This is a genomic window from Desulfoluna sp. (assembly GCF_030145185.1).
GTDB lineage: Bacteria > Desulfobacterota > Desulfobacteria > Desulfobacterales > Desulfolunaceae > Desulfoluna.
Genome location: NZ_JAQYWB010000074.1, coordinates 1 through 17,865 on the forward strand (window position 1 = coordinate 1; position 17,865 = coordinate 17,865).

Sequence of the window (17,865 nt, forward strand, 5' to 3'; positions counted from 1 at the left end):
TGTAGTGGTTTACCTCAAAGCTCTGATAACGCGGCAGATGAGTGCACCCGGCTCGCCCGAAGGGTGAGAAAATCAGACAGAATACCGTGGATTACATTTTGCATTTTTGAAACGACTGAAAATATTACTGCAAAGAACTGTAATCACCGATTATTCCTTAGCACTGATTGTTTTCTCATGAAATGTCCGGGTTAGCCCCCCGGCAGGGCTGCCGGAGGCACAGGCTGTTTTATCCTTTCTTTGACGTGATGCCCTTTCGGGCGGTAGTTATTACTCGAGAATTCTGTTTCGAAATCAACTCGTTGGGTGGCCAGCGCCCTCTCCTTTTTTGTCTGGAGATGTCGGTTGAGCCTGCGGGAATTCTTGGATTCATGAGGCGTTCCGTGCCGGGGAGGTGCGATGACGACGATCCGTTTGATTCCGTGTCTTTGCCTTCTGTTTTATTCATCTGCCGCCTTCAGCCATGGGCTGGTTCTTTTTCCTTTTGATGCCCCGGGGCGACCGGAGGCAGAGGTCTCTTTTTTTCAGGAGACCCTTGCGACGCATTTGACAACCCATTTTCGCCTGTTTGAAGGGGAGGGGGTGGAAGCGGCCCTCTCCCTGTGCCGTGAAGAGACGAGGTCCATCACGGATTGTCTGGCCCTTGTGGGGGAAGTGTTTGAAGCCGATATGGGTGTGCGGGGGCGCTGGGCGGCTCCGGGTGGCCAGGATGCCTTTTTCCTGGAGATCATCGATCTTGAGACCGGGTCGGCCCTTTTTTCCGGTCGGGATATGGATCGACGTCAATCCGTGGACAGGCGGTTCGCCTCCCTTGCCCGGCGCGCTTACGCCCACATGGAGGGGCCCTCGGAGGCGACGATGACCGTGATGCCCGGGATGGATTTTTTTCGGATTCCCGGGGACCCCATGCATCCTGTCTATCTTCAGGTCAGTGAGGTAACCCAGGCCCAGTGGCGGATGGTGATGGGGTACAACCCCTCGTGGTTTATTACCTGTGGAGAGGACTGTCCGGTGGACAGCGTCACCCGAGAAGAGATCGACACCTTCCTCATGCGGATGAATATCATCGGGCGGGGACGGTTTCGCCTGCCGACCTTTAAGGAGTGGCAGAGAGCCCTGGCTGTTTCTGAAGATGAGGCCCCGTGTTTTATGGGAAACAATTGCGTGGCTTACGGGGGCTACCCCTGTGACCAGTGGCCGGCGGGGGGCTCGGAATGTTCGCGGTGTGGCCCGCGGGCCTTCAGCGGAAGGGGAGCCAGGATCGAGAATATGACCGGGAACGTCTGGGAGTGGCTGACTGCGCCGGAGGATGGCGACGGATCCTTCGGGCTTCTTGTGGGGGGCGGCTGGGCCGATTCCCCCCAGGCCTCGGGAGGCATCCTTCGCCCTGTCTCATCGTCGCGATTCGCGGCTGATGACGTGGGATTCCGGCTTCTTCTGGAAGGGGAATCAAGCCAACCGACCGATACACATTGATTTGCCTATGCAACTTCTTTATAATAATGCCATTTCTGATGTGTTGTGCGCTTGCCTGTGGGTGCCGTGCATTCGGCCGGGGCGCAGAACCTTGGGAGGTAGTTTCCATCGCGGATTTTCTGGGTGGGCGTCTTTCGTTCTGGATTTGGGGGCCTTTGCCCTTGATGAACAGCGCCATTGAGGCGCTGTTTGATGCCAGGCCACCCCCATACTATTCGGCCAGCGGAGCCGGGAAGGAGAGGCCATGACCTTTCATACCATTGCCTGTTGCACAGATTTTTCCAAGAATGCCGATGTGGCGGTTCAGACCGCCGCCCTCCTCGCCAAGAAATTCGATGCGGTTTTAGAGATTCTCCATGTGGTGCCCCCCCCAGTGAACCCCGTGGTGACCGATTTCGACAACCCTGTTTTCACCTCCGTGACCTTTGACGATACGGTGGACGGCAATATCGTTCTTCACGTGGAGGAGAAACTTCAGAAACACTATGCTTCGACGATTCCCGGGGGGGTGAAGGCCCGCTATGTGGTGCTGGACGGTCATGTCTCCACGGAAATTCTCAATCACCTGGAGGAGTCGGGCTGCGACCTGGTTGTGCTGGGCTCCTACGGCCTTTCCGGTATGGGGCTGGTCCTTTTTGGCAGCATTGCCAAACGTGTGGCCCACAAGGCGATCTGTTCCGTGATGATTGCCAGATCTGCCGACGCGTCCGTCTAAGGGGCTGGAAAAAAAGGGGCTTATTTTTAGTCTCGGAATCTCGTGATCGTCTTCTTTTACGGCGATTGATGCCAACCCATTGATTGTGCCGGGTGATTCCACGGGGGCTTCCTGCCCTTGGGAACGCTCGGCCTCCCGCACTGTGCTTTTATCCTCTTCTCTACGCCATCGGATCCGTCGCGGCAGGGGGCTTTGTTCGTGTCCCGGCCGCCTGAGGCAACGAACGCTGCCGTTCATTTTTTTCACGTCTTCATTCATTGATCGCCTCGTAATCTGGTGAACCGGAGAGATCAGCCGGGACTCTCGTGGCCTGTTTTGTCCCGCACAAGGGGGGGCTGAGCGTGGCTTTTTATAAAAAAAGCGTAGCTATTCAACTCTAAAAAAAGCCTCCGGCGGCAAGGTGTGCAACCTTGAAAGCTGGTTGCAGATGTGTTTCGCCCCCATGTCACGGCGTAGCCGTAGGCGAATTCCTCAGGTCAAATCACAGATGCCTTTGATTCCGTGTAAATATGAGATTATTCATTGAAACCTGTTTATTAAACTTTTCAAAAGTTTAGCCCCCGGCAGGGCCGCCGGAGGCACAATCTGAATAGTTAAAAAAATCTTCAATAGATCAGCATGACACAATCATACACCCACGTGTTTTTACAGGGGAGGAACCCATGGAAAACCCCTTTTCAACGTATGCGTCCATGTTTTCGGATGGTTGTGCGTTGATGAACGAAGCCCTTGCCTACCAAGTAGATTTCGGGCAACGGATGACCCTTTTTCTCGACACCAAGCGGGAGCAGGGTGACAATTTTATTGAGGAGAATCGCAAGGGGCTGCCGCCGGTGCTTCACTTTGACTACGAAGTGATTTTCAACGGGCGAGACCTGGACGATCCGGTGAACTATTCCCTGGCGCGCATTACCCCTGACTCGGATCGGAAGATCCCCGCCGATGCCCGGCCTGTGGTGATCATCGACCCCCGGGCCGGGCACGGCCCGGGTATCGGAGGCTTTCGCAAGGAGTCGGAGGTGGGGATGGCCATGCGCAAGGATCATCCCGTCTATTTCATGATTTTTACCCAGGAGCCGGTTCGTGGTCAAACCTTGTCCCATGTGTTTAAAGCCCACATCGAATTTCTCAAGGTGATTCGGTTGTTTCACCCCGAGGCCGAGCGGCCGGCCATCATCGGCAACTGCCAGGGGGGATGGGCGGCGGCATTGATCGCTGCGGACCGTCCCGATATTACCGGGCCTTTGATTTTGAACGGGTCGCCCCTCTCTTACTGGGCGGGGCGGGATACGCAAAATCCCATGCGATATCGCGGAGGTCTTTTCGGAGGCGTTTGGCTCGCGTCCCTTTCCGCAGACCTGGGGAACGGTATTTTTGACGGTGCCCAGCTGGTCTCGGGGTTCGAGGACCTCAATCCTGCCAATAGCCTCTGGAATAAGGACTACAACCTCTGGCGATCGGTGGACTCTGAACGGGATCGTTATATCTTTTTTGAGCGGTGGTGGAATGGTTTTGTGTTTATGACCAAAGAGGAGATCCAGTTTGTGGTGCAGGATCTCTTTGTGGGCAACCGCCTGGAGGAGGGGCGTGTGGAGGGAGGCAGCGGTGAGATCGTGGACCTTCGAAAGCTGAAAGACCCCATTATTGTTTTTGCCTCCAAAGGGGACAATATCACGCCGCCTGAGCAGGCCCTGGGATGGATTGAACGGGTTTGGGGGACCGTTTCTGAGATTAAGGTGCGACATCAGGTGATTGTTTACCTGCTTCATGAAGATATTGGCCATTTGGGCATTTTTGTGTCGAAGCGCGTGATCCTGAAAGAGCATAAGGAGCTCATTGATTGCGTGGGGCTGGCAAAATTTCTTGCACCGGGGCTTTACGAGATGATCATCGATGAAGAAGGGGAGGTCCGTTTTGAAGTGCGGGATCTCACGCAACTGAAGGGAGGAGAGGGCGGTGAGGGAGGCAAGGATGCCGGCCCCTTCGAAAATGTACGAAAAGCATCTGAAATGATCCAGGAACTTTATGAGGCGATCCTGAGCCCCCTGGTGAAACCCTGGGGAAACGAAGTGATGGCCACCGTGATTCGGGAGAGTTCTCCCTTGAGGCAGCGCCTTTATGCCGTTTCAAGCATGAACCCTGTGACCCGTATGGCCAGCGCCTGGGCCCCTTATGTTCGGGATTATCGCATGGAAGCCCCGGAGGATAATTCTTTCCGTAAGGTGGAGCAGGTTCTATCCGATTCCGTCGTGTCGCTTTTGAACGGATACCGGGATATTCGGGACACCGCCTCCGAGTTACTTTTCTATGGGATGTACGACAACCCGATGGCCCATTTTATTCTTCAGGAGGCTCTGGATATCCCGGATCCTCCTCTGGATGTGGGGTGCGAGGACCTGAAAAAAGAGCCCCACGGGGAACACTGGATTTCGCGCATGGTCGAGGGGGGCTTTCTGCAGGGGTTGATGCGCGGCCTGCTGGTCCTGGGGAGTGTGAAGCAGGTGGTGGATAAACAGCAGCTGACCACCATGGAATCTTTGCTGAAGGGGCAGAAATATTTGCAGGAGATGACGCTGCCCGAGGTGAAAAAGGTGGTGAAAGATCAGTCGCAACTGCTGAAAGTCAGCCGTGAACTGGCCATCAGCACCTTGCCAGAGCTCATCAAGAGTCCCGAGGACCGCCTGACCGCCACGGCGATATTCCGGGCGAGTCTGGAAGGAGCTGGGGATGTGGACCCGGCTGCAAAAGGGCTGTTGAGTCATCTGGAGGCATTGTTAAAAGATCGACAAACCTTGTGAGGCTTTATGGAGCATACCCTTTACAAAGTGGCTGACGACCTGTTTCTGGTGGCGTTGAATCCCCCCATTCCGGGATACGAGAGCTTTTTGTCTGCATGGATCTATGTGGGCGAGGTGACCTTCCTGGTGGACACAGGGCCGTCGGTGACAGCCGGAGCCTTGGTGAAAGCGCTGGACTCGTTGGGAGTGAATCGGTTGGATTATATTCTCCTGACCCATGTCCACATTGATCATGCTGGTGCGGTGGGGGATCTTGCCGTTCTTTTTCCCGAAACCCAGGTGGTGTGTCACAGTCGAGGGATCCCCCACCTCGTGGACCCCCACCATCTGGAGATCTGTTCGGAAAAGGTCTTGGGGGAGACGGCCCGGCATTACGGGCCTGTGCGGCCTGTCTCTGAAGGGCGTCTTTTGCCTGCGGAAACCTTTATGTCGAACGCGGTGATGTCCGTGCCCACCCCCGGACACGCATCACATCATATGAGTTATCATACGGATCGGTATCTTTTTACCGGGGAAGCGGCGGGCGCCTGCTTTGCCGGTGTGCTTGGCATGTCCTATATGCGCCCGTCCACTCCCCCTCCATTTTATTTCGATATCTCTGTGCAGAGCCTGGAAAATTTGATGGAACTTGAGCCGGATCGTCTCTGCTACGGACATTTTGGGAGTTTTGAGTTCGGGGGGCGGGTTCTCTGGCAGCACAGGGAGCAGCTTCGTTTGTGGGCTTCCATCGTGGCCTCTGAAATGAGTCGGGGTTTGGTGGGGATGGATCTGGAGCTTAACATTTTAAAGACCATCCTGGAAAACGATCCTCTGATTCTTCCTTTTCTTGATATGGAGGGGCCGCTTCGACTGCGGGAGCTCTTCTTTATTCAAAACAGTATCAAAGGATTTATCGGCAACGCCAGCCGACATGTCGGTCCCCTCTCCTGAGGGTTTCCAAACCCTCCCTGGAGATCAGATTTCTCCACAGAGTTGCAGCGCGCGGTCATTGGGCCGGTTCTTTTCGTATCGCCTTTTGGGGTGATTCTTTTCCCATGGGTGAGGCGTCTGCAGCCTTCATTTTCATCACCTCCATGAGAAGCACCCGATCTGGCGTGTGGCTCTTCCAGTTGCCGGAGAGCCGCCCGGCCCCGGCGGTGAGGAGGAAGAGACACACCATGATGAGGGCGACGAGTTTGGGGGACCAATGGGCTCCATCGGGAGAGGTGGAGAGACGCAGCGCCTCTTTCTCCGGGCAGGCGTCCACGCAGGAGAGGCAGCCGGTGCATTCATCGGAAAAAATCAGGGTGGACAGGTCCACGGCAAGGGAAGAGGGACAGGCTCGGGTGCATCGGCCGCAGTGGATGCAGGCGCTTTCGTTACGGTGGATCTTTAACGGGCTGAGAAAACTGAGCAGGCCCAGAAGGGCTCCGTAAGGGCAGAGATAACGGCACCAGCCGTTTTTAATGACCAGGGGCAGCACCAGGAGAAGGCCCAGGGTGATCAACGATCCGGTGGAGGGCTCGGTAAAGAAGTGGAACATACGGATGTCAGAGGTGAGGTTGTAGCTGCTTGAGAGAAAACCACCGACGGCCGGAACCGGCATTTTAAAGAGAATACTCCAGAGAAAGAAGCTCAGAAGGAGGTATTTGATGCCCCGTAAAGGGAGGTCCAGGGCCTTGGGAAGACGCCGGGCAAGGGAGAGCCTTTTCCCCAGTCGCCCCGCCATCTCGCCTGCAAACCCCACCGGGCAGACAAAGCTGCAGAAGCTTTTTTTAACCAGAATCGCGGAGACGCAGACAGCAAGAAAAAGGAGAAGCGCCGCCGGATGGGCTCCGTGAATGGCCCCCGTGCCAAGGGTGAATTTGAGGTTCATCAGGCCGCTTAACGGGAGAAAGGCCTCCACCGCGGGGGGCCTGTTGATGGTCGGAAGGGTGCCCGTTGAAAGGGCCAGCACCCAGAGGGCAAAACGCCATCCGATAAAGAGGGTGAGGCAGAGAAAAAAGAGCTGGGAACAACGGCGGGGGGTGAGACGGCTGAACATGGGACGGGATACCTCGGTTTGAACGGTGATAAGTGTCAATACGTCGATCGCCTTATAACATATTCATGTCGAATCCGTCTGTCATTAAGGCGACATTTATGCGGATGCGAGGTGTTGGAAGGCCCAACCGCCGGAGCGCATTCGCACATCCGCTTCCAAGGCGATGCCCCTTGAAAGCGGAGGACCTGCTTTTTAAAACCCCACGGAGAGGAGCAGGTTGCCGGTGATACCGTTGTCATCGGTTTGGGTGATTTCATCCCATTTGTTGAAGACATAGCAGCCGTAGAGACCCAGGGAGGCGTGGGCCCCCAGGGGGACCTCGATACCGGCGATCATCTGCCAGTAGATGTCGGTCCAGTCCGTTTCTCCGTCCACGTCCACATAGCTTTTCAGGGCTCCGGCGCCCAGGCGGTAGATGCTGTCTTTAAAGATCAGGTTGATCTGCGGGGTGAAGACTTTTGCACCGCTGTCGGTGTTGCTTTCGGGGGTGTAGCCCAGGCCAAGCTGCCAGAAGGCGAGGGGGGCATGGTACTCGTAAGCGAGGAGCCAGCTTAAGTCCCCTTTGTCAAAGGGGAGCTCGGGCATGCCTTTGATTTTATCATGGTACCGGGCGCCCAGGGCCAGCTTGTGGCCCCTTTGTTCGCCCTGCGTGCCCATGAGGAAGTGATCGCCTTCAAAGGCGTGGGCGGGGAGGCTGAACAAAAGAGCGGCGGTGAGGATGAAAAGGGCGCGTCCGATCTGCGTCATGGTATGGCTCCGTCTTTGTGGTTAGCGGGATAAGAGGGCTTCGTCATTTGTGAACTTTTTATTCCGGATTTTAGAGAACATGGCCACCAGTTTTTCTACAGTGAGATCTTGCATTTTTTCACCGCATATGTCCAGCACCACCTCGCCGGCGTCCATCATGAGGAGGCGATTGCCCAGGTCGATGGCCTGTTGCATGTTGTGGGTGATCATGAGGGTGGTGAGTCCGTATTCCGTTACAAAATGGGTGGTCAATCTCTCCACGATCTCCGCATTGCGGGGGTCCAGGGCGGCGGTGTGTTCATCGAGAAGGACCAGCTCCGGCCGGGAGAGAACCATCATGAGGAGGGTGAGGGCCTGGCGCTGTCCCCCGGAAAGAAGGCCCACATTGTCTTTCAGCCGGTCTTCAAGGCCCATGTCGAGAAACCGGAGCTGTTCTTTGAAAAATTCCCGTTTTTTCTGGTTGAGGCTGATGCGAAGGCCTTTAAATCCTTTTTTAAGGCAGACCATCATGTTGTCTTCAAGGGTCATGTTGGAGGCGGTGCCGGCCAGGGGGTCCTGGAAGATGCGCCCGATGGTTCGGGCACGCTTGAACTCCGGCGCTTTGGTCACCTCTTTGCCGCCTAGGACGATGCGTCCGGCGTCGGGCATCACGGTGCCGGCCAGCAGGTTGAACAGGGTGCTTTTTCCGGCCCCGTTGCTGCCGATGATGGTGACAAACTCCCCTTTTTTTACGGTGAGATTGAAGGCCTCAAAAATTTTGTTTTCATTGGGCGTTCCCGCGTTAAACGTCAGGGCGGCGTTTTCGATGGCAATCATTTGCCCCCCTTTGCCGGTTTTTTCATTTGGGTGATGACCAGGGCGCCGATGATCAGGATTCCGGAGACAAGCTTGAGGTCGTTGGGGGTGAGGTGGATGGTGTACCCGTAAAAACGGCCTAAAAACATGATCGCCTTATAAAAAATGGCTCCGATGATTACCCGCAGGGTGAGCAGGGAGATGCGGTTGGAGCGGATAAGAAATTCACCGAGCATCACCGAGGCGAGGCCGGAGACCACGATACCCTGGCCCAGGTTCACATCGGCAAATCCCTGGTACTGGGCGGCAAAGGCACCAGAGAGGGCCACCAGTCCGTTGGAGAGGCCCACGCCGATCACCTTGTACGTGGCCGGGTTCACGCCTTGAGAGATCACCATCTGGGTGTTGCTCCCCATGGCCCCGAAGGTGAGCCCCATGTCCGTGTGGAAGAAGAGGTCCATCAACACTTTGATGACCAGCACCACGAGGATGAAAAAGAGGAGCAGGGTCCAGGTCTCTGAAAGAGTGCCGTCGGTGAAGGCCACTGCCTTGGTGAGCAGGGTCTCCTTGCGCATCAGGGGCAGGTTGGCCCGGTTCCCCAGGATGCGGATGTTGATGGAGTAGAGCATGGTCATGGTGAGGATCCCCGCCAGGAGATGGGGCACCTTCAGCTTGTTGTGAATGATCGCCGTCACCACCCCGGCCGCCACGCCGCCGGAAAAAGCGAGCAGGATTCCTGCGATCAGTCCGATGCCCTGCTGAATGGCCATGGCCATGATGACGGCACCCAGGGGAAAGGAGCCGTCCACCGTCAGATCCGGAAAATCCAGGATCCGAAACGTAAAAAAAACACCGAGGGCCATGATCCCATAGATCAGGCCCTCAACAAAAATACCTTCAATCATCTCGTCTATCCAATTGCATTCGGTTTTGTTTGGAAAAGCGTGCCTCCGGCGGCGAGGTGAGCCACCTCGAAAGCTGGTTGTCAATGCGATTTGCCTTTCGCTTGTCGCACCCTAGCCTCTTGGCGGTGGCATGGTCCGGAGCTAAAGCCGGAGACGGGGCAGGCTGAGTCGTGAACCCCCTACGTTTAAACTCTGTGTCACATCCAACGCGTGACGTTGCTCACTGTCTCCCGGATCTCTTACCTGAGCCCCGGCGAACGACATGAACTTCGATGCGGAACAAATCATCGAAAACGCACCAAGTCATCTTACGCATGGCGCCTCATGTCGGCCTCGATTCGGTAGAATCGAGGCCGACATGAGGCCACCTGGGGTCCAGGGGATCATCCCCTGGCTACTGTTTCACGATTTGGCCATCTTTGACAAGGGTGGCGGCTTTTTTGACGGCGTCTTCGGGGAAGGAGAGGCCTAAGGTTTTAGCGACGTCCAGGTTGAGGAGGAGGTCGATATCGGAGGGGTCGGTCATAAAGATGGTGGGGACGGTCTCGGGGTCGGTCCCGGCGAGAATGTCGGCCACGAGGCGACCGGTGCGCCGGCCCATTTTGTAGTAGTCAAAGCCCCAGGCTGCGAGGACCGGGATGGTTTCGGCAGAGCTGGGGTCAGCGCTCATGACAGGTTTGTGGTGCTTGGCGGCCACGTCGGTGATGGCGGAGAGGGCGGAGACCACGGTGTTGTCGTTGCTGATGTAGATGCCGTCCACGCGGCCGATGATGGCCTGGATGGCCTGTTTCACTTCGGCGGAGTTGCTGACGGTGGCGGGGACAAAGGCGATGCCCAGCTCCTTACAGGCCTCTTCCGCCAGTTGGGCCAGGCGCACGGCGTTGGCTTCGCTGCTGGAGTAGATGTGGCCCAGGGATTTTATTTTTTTGACGCTGGCCAGAAATTTAATCTGCTCTTTTACGGGCGTCATGTCCGAGACACCGGCAATGTTTTTTTCCCCCTGATCAAAGGAGCCGATGAGGCCGGCGTCCACGGGGTCGGTAACGGCGCAGTAGATCACCGGTTTGTTTTTGATGGTGTTGACCAGGGCCTGAGCCGTGGGGGTGGCGATACCCACAGAGATGTCCACCTTCTCTGCTTTGAACTTCTGGGCGATGGAGGCGGCGGTGGAGAGCTCGCCGTTGGCGTTTTGCAGGTCGAAGGTGGCGTTGGGGAACCGTTCGGCCACGCCATCCATCACCCCTTTTTCCAGGGCGTCAAGGGCGGGGTGGGTGACGATTTTTGAAATACCGATGGTGATGTTTTTTTCGGCCAGGGCGGTTCCGGTGGTGAGCATCAGGGCCAGCATGCCAATGACAAGACGTTTCATGTTCTCGCTTCTCCATTCATAGAACAGGTTTTTTAAGCTTCAGGTGCCCGGTGAAACGCGTCGGCCTCCATCGGGGGATCTCTGCTGTGGCTTTTTCTTGCCGATATATACCCAAAAGCCACAGCCGTGGCAATAAAAATGTTTCTACGTATAAGAACATATAAAAGGGGGGATTCGCTTGACCTAAGTCAAGGCGGCGGGAAGGCAGGGTGTGTATGATCCATCATACTTTAAAAAATACAGCGGGGCTCAGAGCGCTGTGCCCCTTTGAATCGCTTTATTCAGATACGATGTGATCGTCATTTAAGTCGGCACTGATGTTGCCTTGCACCCTTTTCGGGGCGGCGAAGGTCAGGGATTCGGTTTGACTTGTACGCGAGGCCATCCAACAAACAAGGAGATCATGATGTTTTGTAACCAATGCGAACAGGCGGCTAAGGGAATCGGGTGTCAGACCATCGGTGTGTGCGGAAAGACCCCGGATGTGGCAGCTCTTCAGGATCTTTTGATTCACAGTATGAAGGGACTGGCCCTGGTGGCCGCCGAGGGCCGTCGGGTCGGGCTTGTGGATGCCGATACTGATCGATTCACCTTGAAGGCGGTTTTTTCTACCCTGACCAACGTGGATTTTGATCCCCAACGGTTTGTGGCCCTTATTGAAGAGGCAGAGACCCGCAAGGAGAGCCTCAAAGGGAAGGTCGCCGCCAAAGGGGGCAAGACCTCTTTTTCTGGCGAACCCGATCCGTCCGCCATCAAAAAAATTCTGAACAAAATTTTTGGCAGCGCCCCGGCATTGGCAGACTTTACCAGGGATCCATCTGCCGTCTTAGAGGATTTTGGTGTCACCCATCTCATCGCCGAAGGGGAGAAGGTGGGATGGCCCGTGGGTGATGAGGCCAACGCCGACATCAACTCGCTCAAGCAGATTTTGACTTACGGCCTGAAAGGCCTGGCCGCTTACGGGGATCATGCCTCCATCCTGGGTCGTGAAGATGACGCGCTGGCCGGGTTTGTTTATGAGGCGTTGGCCGCCACCCTGCGCAGGGATATCGGCCTGGATGAGATGGTGGGGCTTTGCCTGAAATGCGGTGAGGTGAACATTCGGGCCATGGAACTCTTGGATGATGGCAACACCGGTACCTATGGGCACCCGGTTCCCACGGAAGTGCCCCTGGGTGTTCGGAAAGGCAAGGCGATCCTGGTCTCCGGTCATGATCTCAAGGATCTCGATCTTCTGCTGAAACAGACCGAGGGCAAGGGCATTCAGGTCTATACCCATGGCGAGATGCTTCCCTGCCATGGCTACCCGGAGCTGAAGAAGTATTCTCATTTTTATGGGCACTACGGGACCGCCTGGCAGAATCAGGCCAAAGAGTTTGACGCCTTTCCCGGGGCCATCCTCATGACCACCAATTGTATCCAGAAACCCAGGGAAACCTACAATGACCGCATTTTCACCACCGGTCTTGTGGGCTGGCCGGGTGTCACCCATATTGACGAGGCCAAAGATTTTACCCCTGTGATTGAGATGGCCCTGGCCTGTGACGGGTTTCCCGAAGACCTCGCCGCAAAAACCGTCATGACCGGATTTGCACGCAACGCGGTTCTGGGCGTGGCCGATAAAATCATTGAGGCGGTCAAGGGCGGGGACATCCGCCGTTTCTTTCTTGTGGGCGGCTGTGACGGCGCCAAGCCCGGGCGTAACTACTACACCGAGCTTGTGGAAGAGATCCCCGGAGACTGTGTGATCTTGACCCTTGCCTGTGGCAAGTTCCGCTTTTTTGATAAGGATCTCGGAGATATCGGGGGGATTCCGCGATTGTTGGATGTGGGGCAGTGCAACGATGCGTTTTCTGCCGTCAAGATCGCCATGGCTCTGGCCGATGCCTTCGAGTGTGGCGTGAACGATTTGCCCCTTTCGTTTGTTCTCTCCTGGTACGAACAGAAGGCCGTGGTGATTCTTTTGTCTCTCTTTTCCCTGGGGATCCGGGACATTCGACTGGGGCCCACACTGCCAGCGTTTATTACGCCGAACGTCTTGAATGTGCTGGTAGAAAATTTTAATGTCATGCCCATCACCACGGTGGCGGACGATCTGAAAGCGATGCTCGGGTAAAATTAATCGATGAAAGGCCCTTCTTCACAGTGTGGAGAAGGGTCTTTTTGCGCGTGATCTCTTGGCGGGGAACCCGTGGTGTTGCTGATATCTGGCCGGAGGCTTCTTTTTCCAAAGGGTCGGTGGTTTTTCGTCAGGGCTTGTGTTAATGAGTGATGGTTATGGTTTATGGCCTGGGGGAGATACGGATTTTATTGTGAAGGGGTGTTGGATGCGTTGCCGATCGATCGTTGCTTTTGTTTTCTCTGCGTTGCTGTTTTTTCTTTCACTCTATCCTGGGGTTGCCACCGCAGGTCTGGGACCTTTTCGGCTTCCGGCCCTGGGGTCCGGAGAGTTCATTCGTATGGTCCCCTCTTTTGCCAGCCCGTTTTCTGATTCGGTGCCGGGGCGCGTTGAGGTGGGCATGGACGTCCGGTGGCTGAATACCTGGGTGCACCATGTGGAGTCGGATGCCGGCACGAACTGGGAGCAGATTAAAGATCCTTCGGAATTAAAATACGGAAGTTTCATCTATGATGTGGAGACCGTGGCGTTTACGCCGTCGGTCCTCTACCGGGCGAGTGATCGCCTGGCCCTTGGGTTTCAGATTCCCGTGGCGATTCAAGGGGGAGGTATTCTGGACGGCTTTATCGAGGGGTTTCATTCCATGGTGGGGGTGGGGCAGCACAGCCGGGATGAGTTTCCCCGGGACAGCTCCCATTACCTTGTCGTCGATCGAAATGATGTGGCTCATGATAAAAGCGACCAGATCAAGCGGTTTATTACCGGGGATGTGCAGCTCTCCGCCTCGGTGCTGGTGAGCCAGTGGCCTCAGTTGACAGCGCGGGCTATCATCAAACTTCCGACCTCTCGGATTTATGATGATCAGGAGAGCAGCGGTACCGACGGAACGCTTCAACTGCTCTGGAGCTGGCAGTGGGGACCGGTGGCCGGGTATCATGGGGTGGGGGGGACGGTCTATACCCGGGACGGGGATGACAACCTGGATCTGGAACGGTATCGATTCACGACCCTGAACAGCTTTGAGTACATGTCCAGTGAGACCTTTTCCTGGATTCTCGGGGTGAACACGGCGTCTCGCGTGGCCGATTACCCGGAGCTGGATGAACCCATTGTGGAAATGACCCTGGGCTTTAAAAAAGTCGTGGGCCCAGGCGTGCTGGAGTTCGGGATTATCGAGAATCTGTTTTTCTTTGATAACAGCCCCGACGCCGGGTTGCAGTTGGGATATACGTTAAAGCTGTAGTCAGGTCCCAAGGTTTTTTTCATGGTTTAAAGGGTGCCAAGCTCCGCTTCGGCGCCTTTTTTTGTGATAAAGACGCGGGCATACCGCCCCTCCACCAGGGCTCCCGGATTGACGATGAGGGTGCCATTTTGTTTTTCAATGCCGTGGGATTCATGGATATGACCGGTGAGGCAGGCGATGGGGCGGTGCCTTTCAATGAAGGCCTGAACGGCACGACTTCCGGTATGAACTCCCGAGGCCAGGCGGTCGGCGCATGAGTTTATGGGGGGCTGATGGGAGACAAGCACCAGCGGGGCGCTGACGGCGTTTTCTTCCATGGCCTGCGTCAGGCACGTGGCCAGCGCCTCCTCCCGGTATTCATTGGGGGTGCAAAACGGGGTGATGAGGGAGCCCCCCAGCCCAAGCAGTGAAATCCCACCCACCGATCGAATCTTTCCGTGAATGCCTATCCCCTCTTTTATCAGACTCTCTTCCACCGTTTTTTCATCGCAGTTTCCCGAAACCGCCACCATCTGATCCCGGGGCTTTTTGACTGCCGTAACCACTCGCAAGGCAGCGGCCGGCCCTTGAAAGCTGGTTAAGTCTCCGCAGAGACAGACGAGGTCCGCCTCGGCAATGGCGTCTTTCAGCTTTAAAAGATGCTCGGTGTGGTCGTGGATGTCGGAGAGAAGAAGGATTTGCATGGGGTGTGGTCCTGGGATGGGGTGGAAAACAAGGGCCTCCGGCGGCAAGGTGAGCCACCTTGAAAGCGGGTTATGAATGCTTTCAGCCTTCGTTCCTCAGGCAGATCCCACTCATTGATGGCGTGGCCGTTGACTTGATCTGCGTTGAGATAAGGCTTTGGCCTCCGGCAGGGTCGCCGGAGGCCTTTTTTTCAGGCGCTATGCCTTGGCAGGGTACTCTTTGTCCAGGACTTTATTCCATGCGGCGAGCTTGTCGGCGCATTTTTCAAAGAGCGCGTCGGTGTCGCCTTCGATGGTGACGGAGACGATCTCATCGCCCATGACGATGCTGTTGACCACAGCCATGTCGGCTTCGCTGACAACGCTTCCGAACACGGAGTGCTTGCCGTCGAGCCAGGGGGTGGCAACGTGGGTGATGAAGAACTGGCTGCCGTTGGTTCCGGGGCCGGCGTTGGCCATGGAGAGAACGCCGGGGCGCTCGTGGCGGAGGGTTTTGACGAACTCATCGTCAAATCGGTAGCCGGGGCCGCCGGTGCCGGTGCCCTGGGGGCAGCCGCCCTGAACCATGAAGTCGTTGATCACGCGGTGAAAGCTGAGGCCGTCGTAAAAACCACGCTTGGCCAGGTTGGTGAAGTTGGCCACGGTGTTGGGGGTCTGCTCGGCAAAGAGTGTCAGGCGGATGTCGCCTTTGGATGTTTTGAATACAGCGGTAAGGTCCTGCATGGTGTTTTATCTCCTAAGATCGAAGGTGAATGATAATATTTTGACCTGTTTGTTAAACTTGTCGTTATAAGATCAGGCAAAAGTTTGGACCCCGGCAGGGCCGCCGGAGGCATATTTTCCATTACCAGGCCACAGGCCCTTTCCCTTTTGATTCCAGGAAACGGTTGGCTGCCGTAAAGTGCCCGCAGCCGATGAATCCCCGGTGTGCGGATAAGGGCGAGGGGTGGGGGGCCTCCAGGACTAAATGCTTTTTTGCATCGATTCGGTCTTTTTTGCCCCGGGCGTAGCCGCCCCAGAGCATAAAGACGAGGTCGGATCGTGCATCACTGAGCGCTTGGACCAGACCATCGGTGATCTCCTGCCAGCCGAGACGGCTGTGGGAGGCGGCCTTTCCCTCCTCCACGGTGAGCACTGTGTTGAGGAGAAGGACCCCCTGACGTGCCCAGCGTGAGAGATCGGTGGAGAGGTGTTCCACCTCTTGCCCGGTATCCCGCGCCATCTCTTTAAAGATGTTTCGAAGGGAGGGGGGTGTTTTAACCCCGTCCGGCACCGAGAAGGCCAGGCCGTTCGCCTGGCCACGGCCGTGGTAAGGGTCCTGTCCTAAAATGACCACCCTCACCTGGTTGAAAGGGGTGAGGGCCAGGGCTCGGTAGACGTTTTCGTCAGAAGGAAAGACGGCCGATTGACCTCGCAGCCTTTGAACCGTCTTTTCCAGTGTCTGAAAGGTATCGCCCGCGAGGAGAGGCACCTGTTGTTTCCACGAATGGAGCGCATCGTCAATCATACTATAATGCGATTATCTCTCTTATTTTGCAAAGGTTTTGAAGGGAGCACGGTGTTTATCTGTGCTTTCGCCTGAACGCGTCCATGAAGTCGCACAGAACGTCCACCGAGGCCTCTGAGACGGCGTTGTAAATAGAGGCGCGCAGCCCGCCCACGGATTTGTGCCCTTTCAGGCCCGCAAACCCAGCCTCCAGGCTCTGCTTCACAAACACCGGCTCCAGCTCGCGCTGTCGGAGGCGGAAGGTCGCGTTCATCAGGGAACGGTCGTTTTTTTCTGCGGTGCCCTCATAAAAGTCGTCCTCGTCGATCACGCCGTAGAGTTTGCTCGCTTTTCGTCGGTTGACGGCCTCCATGGCGGCTAGACCTCCCATGGTCTCTTCCAGCCATTTCGTAACCAGGGAGATGGCATAGATGGGGAAGGTGGCCGGGGTGTTGAACATGGACTCCTTCTCCACATAGGTGCGGTAGGAGAGCATGGTGGGGAGGGCCTGAGGGATTCTCTCCACGAAATCTTTTCGCAGAATCACCACGGCGGTTCCCGAGGGCCCCATGTTTTTCTGGGCACCACCATAAATCATCCCGAAGCGGTCCATATCTACAGGGCGGCTGAGGATGTCCGAAGACATGTCCGCGATCAGAGGAACGCCGTCCGTCTCAGGCAGGGCGTGCCACTGGGTGCCCCGGATGGTGTTGTTGGTGGTGATGTGCACAAAACGGGCCTCCGGCGAGAAGTCAAAGGCCTCGGGGATATAGGTAAACTCCCGATCACCGGAGCTGGCCACCACCCGAACCCCCTTGTTCTGGATCCGCACTTCGGTTATGGCCTTGGTGGACCAGGTGCCGGTCTCGATATAATCGGCCGACTCCCCCTCGCCGATGAAGTTCATGGGAACCATGGCAAACTGAAGGCTTGCGCCCCCATGGACAAAAAGCACGTCGTACGCATCGGACAGGCCGTACAGACGCCTGATGCGCGTGCGCGCCTCTTCGATGATCTCCATAAAAAGATCACCCCGGTGGCTCATTTCCATCACAGACATGCCGCTGCCCTGATAACTCAAGAGGTTCTCCTGCATCTCCTGAACCACGGAGGTGGGGAGGGTCGAAGGGCCGGCACTGAAATTGTGTATCCGATTGTTCATGATTGCTCACCTTATAAGTTATGGCCATACAAACTGTGAAGCAGGGGTGTTGTATCACTTTTGCCCTGAAATGAAAACGGGATGGGCAAGGGCAAGGTGGCGCTACCTTGAAAGCGGGTTTGCGAATGCGACGCGGCTGTCGTGATTCCAGGCTGAAAGGCGTCCGCATTCGCGTGAAGGGTGAGGGGTTGTCTCGTCCGTTACACGCTCGTGAGGTATCGGTGTTTCTCCTCCTTTGTTAAGACTAACGCATTGTAATTGATTGGTTTTAAAAAAGACTTCGGCGGCAAGGTGGCCCACCTTGAAAGCAAGGTCGCTTAAAAAATCTGTTTGTCAAATGTTTC

At 56.0% G+C, this 17,865-nt stretch carries 15 protein-coding genes; 6 read left to right on the plus strand and 9 right to left on the minus strand.

What is annotated here, in order from left to right; translation table 11 throughout:
- The first annotated feature begins 399 nt into the window (after nt 1-399).
- The 4 genes from Q1Q75_RS18770 to Q1Q75_RS18785 all read left to right on the plus strand — a co-directional run bounded on the left by Q1Q75_RS18770 (nt 400) and on the right by Q1Q75_RS18785 (nt 5,919).
- The gene (locus Q1Q75_RS18770) at nt 400-1,476 is read left to right on the plus strand and encodes an SUMF1/EgtB/PvdO family nonheme iron enzyme (protein ID WP_300673824.1); all 1,077 of its coding nucleotides are present in this window, start codon (nt 400-402) and stop codon (nt 1,474-1,476) included.
- A 244-nt stretch (nt 1,477-1,720) separates the two neighbouring features.
- Nucleotides 1,721-2,191 (plus strand): universal stress protein, encoded by a 471-nt coding sequence (locus Q1Q75_RS18775; protein ID WP_300673828.1) that lies wholly within the window; start codon nt 1,721-1,723, stop codon nt 2,189-2,191.
- Nucleotides 2,192-2,853: 662 nt separating this feature from the next.
- Nucleotides 2,854-4,989 carry a DUF3141 domain-containing protein gene (locus tag Q1Q75_RS18780; RefSeq protein ID WP_300673831.1) on the plus strand — a complete coding sequence of 712 codons (2,136 nt, stop codon included), beginning with the start codon at nt 2,854-2,856 and terminating at the stop codon, nt 4,987-4,989.
- Nucleotides 4,990-4,995: 6 nt separating this feature from the next.
- On the plus strand, nt 4,996-5,919 hold the full coding sequence (locus tag Q1Q75_RS18785; RefSeq protein ID WP_300673833.1) for an MBL fold metallo-hydrolase: 924 nt from the start codon (nt 4,996-4,998) through the stop codon (nt 5,917-5,919).
- Between the two features lie 55 nt (nt 5,920-5,974).
- Here the strand turns inward: Q1Q75_RS18785 and Q1Q75_RS18790 are convergent, their stop codons facing one another.
- The 5 genes from Q1Q75_RS18790 to Q1Q75_RS18810 form a co-directional block, all read right to left on the minus strand.
- A complete protein-coding gene (locus Q1Q75_RS18790) occupies nt 5,975-7,051 on the minus strand; it encodes a 4Fe-4S binding protein (protein WP_300673836.1) in 1,077 nt (358 codons plus the stop codon).
- A 153-nt stretch (nt 7,052-7,204) separates the two neighbouring features.
- Entirely contained in the window at nt 7,205-7,759 is a 555-nt protein-coding gene (locus tag Q1Q75_RS18795; RefSeq protein ID WP_300673839.1) for a hypothetical protein, read from the minus strand.
- 21 nt (nt 7,760-7,780) lie between these two features.
- Nucleotides 7,781-8,575 (minus strand): ATP-binding cassette domain-containing protein, encoded by a 795-nt coding sequence (locus Q1Q75_RS18800; RefSeq protein ID WP_300673842.1) that lies wholly within the window; start codon nt 8,573-8,575, stop codon nt 7,781-7,783.
- Nucleotides 8,572-9,459, minus strand: a complete 888-nt coding sequence (locus Q1Q75_RS18805) for an ABC transporter permease (RefSeq protein WP_300673844.1) — start codon at nt 9,457-9,459, stop codon at nt 8,572-8,574. Before Q1Q75_RS18805 ends, Q1Q75_RS18800 begins: the two co-directional genes overlap by 4 nt.
- Before the next feature lie 394 nt (nt 9,460-9,853).
- On the minus strand, nt 9,854-10,828 hold the full coding sequence (locus tag Q1Q75_RS18810; RefSeq protein ID WP_300673846.1) for an ABC transporter substrate-binding protein: 975 nt from the start codon (nt 10,826-10,828) through the stop codon (nt 9,854-9,856).
- 403 nt (nt 10,829-11,231) lie between these two features.
- Between Q1Q75_RS18810 and hcp the strand changes: the two genes are divergently transcribed.
- The gene (gene hcp / locus Q1Q75_RS18815; RefSeq protein ID WP_366945262.1) at nt 11,232-12,944 is read left to right on the plus strand and encodes a hydroxylamine reductase; all 1,713 of its coding nucleotides are present in this window, start codon (nt 11,232-11,234) and stop codon (nt 12,942-12,944) included.
- A 211-nt stretch (nt 12,945-13,155) separates the two neighbouring features.
- Nucleotides 13,156-14,190, plus strand: a complete 1,035-nt coding sequence (locus Q1Q75_RS18820; RefSeq protein ID WP_300673848.1) for a DUF3187 family protein — start codon at nt 13,156-13,158, stop codon at nt 14,188-14,190.
- Between the two features lie 26 nt (nt 14,191-14,216).
- On the opposite strand, the gene Q1Q75_RS18825 is transcribed toward Q1Q75_RS18820, so the two are convergent.
- From Q1Q75_RS18825 to serC, 4 genes are all read right to left on the minus strand, one after another.
- Nucleotides 14,217-14,873, minus strand: a complete 657-nt coding sequence (locus Q1Q75_RS18825; RefSeq protein ID WP_300673850.1) for a metallophosphoesterase family protein — start codon at nt 14,871-14,873, stop codon at nt 14,217-14,219.
- A 198-nt stretch (nt 14,874-15,071) separates the two neighbouring features.
- Entirely contained in the window at nt 15,072-15,596 is a 525-nt protein-coding gene (locus Q1Q75_RS18830) for a peptidylprolyl isomerase (RefSeq protein WP_300673852.1), read from the minus strand.
- A gap of 121 nt (nt 15,597-15,717) precedes the next feature.
- A complete protein-coding gene (locus Q1Q75_RS18835) occupies nt 15,718-16,380 on the minus strand; it encodes a uracil-DNA glycosylase (RefSeq protein WP_300673855.1) in 663 nt (220 codons plus the stop codon).
- A 55-nt stretch (nt 16,381-16,435) separates the two neighbouring features.
- On the minus strand, nt 16,436-17,521 hold the full coding sequence (serC, locus tag Q1Q75_RS18840; protein WP_300673857.1) for a 3-phosphoserine/phosphohydroxythreonine transaminase: 1,086 nt from the start codon (nt 17,519-17,521) through the stop codon (nt 16,436-16,438).
- Nucleotides 17,522-17,865: the final 344 nt, after the last annotated feature.

Excerpts from the sequence above, each read along its gene's own strand:
- Q1Q75_RS18770 (WP_300673824.1), top strand. The coding sequence starts at position 400 with ATGACGACGATCCGTTTGATTCCGTGTCTTTGCCTTCTGTTTTATTCA.
- Q1Q75_RS18775 (WP_300673828.1), top strand. The coding sequence starts at position 1,721 with ATGACCTTTCATACCATTGCCTGTTGCACAGATTTTTCCAAGAATGCC.
- Q1Q75_RS18780 (WP_300673831.1), top strand. The coding sequence starts at position 2,854 with ATGGAAAACCCCTTTTCAACGTATGCGTCCATGTTTTCGGATGGTTGT.
- Q1Q75_RS18785 (WP_300673833.1), top strand. The coding sequence starts at position 4,996 with ATGGAGCATACCCTTTACAAAGTGGCTGACGACCTGTTTCTGGTGGCG.
- Q1Q75_RS18795 (WP_300673839.1), bottom strand. The coding sequence starts at position 7,759 with ATGACGCAGATCGGACGCGCCCTTTTCATCCTCACCGCCGCTCTTTTG.
- Q1Q75_RS18800 (WP_300673842.1), bottom strand. The coding sequence starts at position 8,575 with ATGATTGCCATCGAAAACGCCGCCCTGACGTTTAACGCGGGAACGCCC.
- Q1Q75_RS18805 (WP_300673844.1), bottom strand. The coding sequence starts at position 9,459 with ATGATTGAAGGTATTTTTGTTGAGGGCCTGATCTATGGGATCATGGCC.
- Q1Q75_RS18810 (WP_300673846.1), bottom strand. The coding sequence starts at position 10,828 with ATGAAACGTCTTGTCATTGGCATGCTGGCCCTGATGCTCACCACCGGA.
- hcp (WP_366945262.1), top strand. The coding sequence starts at position 11,232 with ATGATGTTTTGTAACCAATGCGAACAGGCGGCTAAGGGAATCGGGTGT.
- Q1Q75_RS18820 (WP_300673848.1), top strand. The coding sequence starts at position 13,156 with ATGCGTTGCCGATCGATCGTTGCTTTTGTTTTCTCTGCGTTGCTGTTT.
- Q1Q75_RS18825 (WP_300673850.1), bottom strand. The coding sequence starts at position 14,873 with ATGCAAATCCTTCTTCTCTCCGACATCCACGACCACACCGAGCATCTT.
- Q1Q75_RS18830 (WP_300673852.1), bottom strand. The coding sequence starts at position 15,596 with ATGCAGGACCTTACCGCTGTATTCAAAACATCCAAAGGCGACATCCGC.
- Q1Q75_RS18835 (WP_300673855.1), bottom strand. The coding sequence starts at position 16,380 with ATGATTGACGATGCGCTCCATTCGTGGAAACAACAGGTGCCTCTCCTC.
- serC (WP_300673857.1), bottom strand. The coding sequence starts at position 17,521 with ATGAACAATCGGATACACAATTTCAGTGCCGGCCCTTCGACCCTCCCC.